Origin of the sequence: uncultured Campylobacter sp., assembly GCF_938017615.1 — a bacterium.
In the GTDB taxonomy this organism is placed as follows: Bacteria; Campylobacterota; Campylobacteria; order Campylobacterales; family Campylobacteraceae; genus Campylobacter_B.
Window position 1 is genome coordinate 1 of sequence record NZ_CALIJA010000003.1, and the last position, 3,820, is coordinate 3,820.

Below are 3,820 nucleotides of genomic sequence, written 5' to 3' on the forward strand. Positions count from 1 at the left end.
GCAATCCGCTCAAAATGCCCCCTCTAAAAAGGGGTAAATTTTACAGTCAAGAATTTATTCTGCGCAAAGAGTAAATTTTTATTACTTAAAATTACAAATGCAGCCCCCTGCGTCAAAAACCGATCAGCGCTTCTTTAAAATTTCATATTGCAAACTGATCTATTTTTATGTATAATCGCAAACTTTACGAATTTCAAAGGATCAAATATATGAAAAAATCCATCTGCTCCTCTATGCTTAGCCTCGCAGCGGTGCTCGCACTAGCGCCCGCACAAGCGCTTTGCAACGCAGATTCTAATCCGCCGCTTATCCACACCCACAATAACCTCTATTCGGCGGGATTTAGCGGCAATACTAGCGGCAGCGGTAGCACCAGCCCGAACGGCAATATTACGACGATTATGGGCGTTGCAAGTGGCGGGACGGATTATTCTGGCAGCGTGATTTACGGCGGAGGAAGCGGCGATGGGATCGCTGGCTTTACTGAGTTAAACTCCGCCTCCAACAATAGACTTACGATTAGAGGCGCAAACGCTTACGTGGGTATCGCAATAGGCGCCGAAGCCAAGGGCGTATCTGATAATTACGTGAGCTTAGAAAACGGCTCTAAGGTAAATTTGGTCGTGGGCGGGCAAGGCATAGCGGCGTCTAAAACAGGTAACGAAGGCGAAGCGACGCGGAATCAGGTTTTTGTAAAATACGGCGCCGAAATCACGGGAAATGCCGATAACTTCGGCGGTAGCTCAAATAGACATTATAATATCATCGGCGGCAGAAGCGGAGCGGATAAAAAAGCTTCCTCTAACGCCGTAACAATCGACGGAGGCACTATTGGCAACGGCTCCGTTACGAATGTAATCGTAAGCGGCATAGTAAGCGGCGGCGGTGATGCCGTATCAAATAGAATAACTATCAAAGGTGGCACATTTAGAGGGAGCTTCTATATATTCGGCGCGCAATCCTCCACAGGGCAAAGTAACTCTAATAGCGTCAATATAACGGCGCCTTATGCCGGCAGCACAAATACTATCACTCTAAACGGAAACGGTAGAATTTGGGGCGCAGCGGGCGGAAGCGGAAACTCTAGCGCAAACTCCGTATCCATAAGCGCAAAGCTAAAAGCGCAAAATTACCAAGTAGCAGGCGGCCAAGCAAATAGCGCTAGCGCAATGAGCGCAAATCGCGTAGAAATCAATAACGACGATGCGATCGTAGGCAGCGTCACGGGCTCTTTGGGCGGCGCCTCAAGCTCGCGAAGCGTAGTTGATCTTTACAAAGGTACCGTAAAAGGTGATGTCTCGGCAGCAAGCGGCATTGCAGGCGAATCGGATGGCGATAGAGTTACTCTAGGGGCATTCGACTCCAACAAAGGCGTGCACGTAGGCGGCAATGTCTATGGCGCACGTGCGGGAAGCGTCAAAAACGCAGTCGTTTATATCAATAAAGAAAGAACGACGATAGGCGGAGATGTCTATGCAGGATACGCCACAAGCGGCAGCGTCGAAAATAGTAACGTAAATTTTAGAGGCGGCACTATAAGCGGTACAATCTACGGCAGCAATAAGCCTACGGATAAAACTAATACCTTACATATAGAAAATTGGGTCGGCGGCGGCATTAAAAAAGCTAAAGACATTAAAAATTTCGGCTCTATAAATTTTCACGATCTATATTCCACTACCCAAGCCGATGCGCCGCTTACTCTAACCACTAATGGCAATACGAATTTAAACGGTACAAAGATAGAGGGTATAAAATCAGATCTTGGCGAAGGAAAGTACTATCTGATACATAATTCAGGCGGCGGCACGATTACTAGAGCCGCACAAACCGTGCAAGATAATCAAATTTACACGATTACCGACAAAGATCACTATCAAATCACCGGCACCACGATCGAGGTCGAAAACAGTAAGAATTTAATCATGCAGAAAGGCACATTAACTCGTTCTTGGATAGATCCCAACTTCGATCAAAGCGAGCTAATGCAAAATCAAGATTCCAACAAGGCTGCGGGCGCTACTGAGCTATTCGGCAATAAAGGAAACACCGTAATAGTAAAGGAGAATGCAGGCAATCTAGGCGGCAAAAACATAAGCTCGGGCAGAGACGACGCTACGGACGGAAGCAATAGCATCCACGATAACTACGCCAAGATCAAGGGCGGAAGCAACATAGGTGAGATCGACGGAGGATACTCAAATTCCGCTACCCCGCAAGAAATTTATAATAACCATGTAACTTTCGAAGCAAGTGGAATAGACGTGGGGTATGTAAATGCGGGCATCACTCATAGTAGTAGCGGCGGCGGAAACATCCACGACAATAGCGTAACTACGAATGCTACGATAATCCGCAATAGCATTTATGGCGGCAATACTAGCAACGGAGAAGCTAAGTCCAATATCGTAACTATAAATAACGGCAGCGTAGGAGCAATGGCGGTAGGCGGCAAGGGAAACAGCGCGATTTCCAACACCATAACTCTTAACTCGGTAAACGTAGGCGGAAGCGTATACGGCGGAAAGGCTAGCGGCGCTGCCTCCTTCAACACTGTAAATTTAAACGGCAACACGCAAGTTGCTGGCAACGTATACGCAGCGGAAGCCGCTAGCGGCAGCAACAACGTAGTAAATTTCAAAAGCGGCAGCGTAGCAGGCACGATATACGGCGTATCTAGTGCAAACGCTAGCAATTCGGGCAATAGCCTAAATATCCTATCTTCAAACTCAGGCAATGGCCTAAATGCTGGAAATTTTGCAAATTTCAATAAATTGGAATTCAACTTAGCCTCCCTTGGCGAGATTGAAAATGATGCTTCATCAAGTACCAAAAGAGCTTTAAGTTTGACAGGCTCCGGCAATACCGATCTAAGCGGTACCGATATATTTGTGAATTCCGCAAGCGAATTTAACGCTTTAAACAATGCAAGCTATCCAGATGGCGATAATAAGAAATACACACTTGCCTATAAAAGCGGAGGCGGTAAATTTACCGGATATGATCCACGCTTTAAAGACAAGGGCTACGTAACTCAGCTAAATAAAAACTATGTCATAAAGGATGCCGATACCTTTAGTAGAAACATAGGCGGTATGCATATAAGCGAGGATGAGCGGGAGCTTTATATCCAAAAGCTTATTAAGACTAACGAGAGCATAAATGGAGACTTTGATGCGGATGAGCTGCAGAAGTATCTTGGTGCCGGCGGTCTTAACGGAAATAACATAGATATAGGTAAAGCGGGGGAGGATAAGAATTTTAACGCTAGAAATATCAACGCAGCAGGCGCAAACAATACGTTAAATTTCATCAGCGGTCATAATGTAGGCGCAATAAGCGCAAGCGGTGGCGGCAACACCCTTAACATAGGAGCTAGCAATAGCTCTCCTGCGGCAGTAAATTCCTTAAGCGCTAAAAATATTAGCGGTTTTGACAGGCTAAACTTCTTTCTTCCTAACTCTATTAGAGCAGGCGATAGCGTACTTACCCTAAGCGACCCTACTGCCAATACTGATCTAAGCAACGTAAGCAATATCACGGCTTATATAAGCGGAGTAAGCGGTCCGATTAATCCAAGCAGCGAGATTCATCTAATCAATAAGCAAGGAAGCGGCAGTCTTATAGCTCCTAACGCAGCTAATATGCACGCAACGCTAAATATAGGAGTAAGTCTAAGCTATAACCCTAAAATTTATCAAAGCGGCAATTATCTAAATTTAGGATTCGATGCTTCCTCGGCTCCTAGCGCGCGCGTAAGCTCTAATACCAAATCCTTCGCAGAAACCCGTGCTGCAAGTTTAGCTAGCCTAAAGAGCGG

At 45.9% G+C, this 3,820-nt stretch carries 1 protein-coding gene; it reads left to right on the top strand.

Translation table 11 applies throughout. The features are described 5' to 3' along the window. Window positions 1–209: 209 nt before the first annotated feature. On the top strand, window positions 210–3,820 hold a 3,611-nt coding region (locus tag Q0620_RS00090), incomplete at its 3' end, for a hypothetical protein (RefSeq protein ID WP_298782593.1).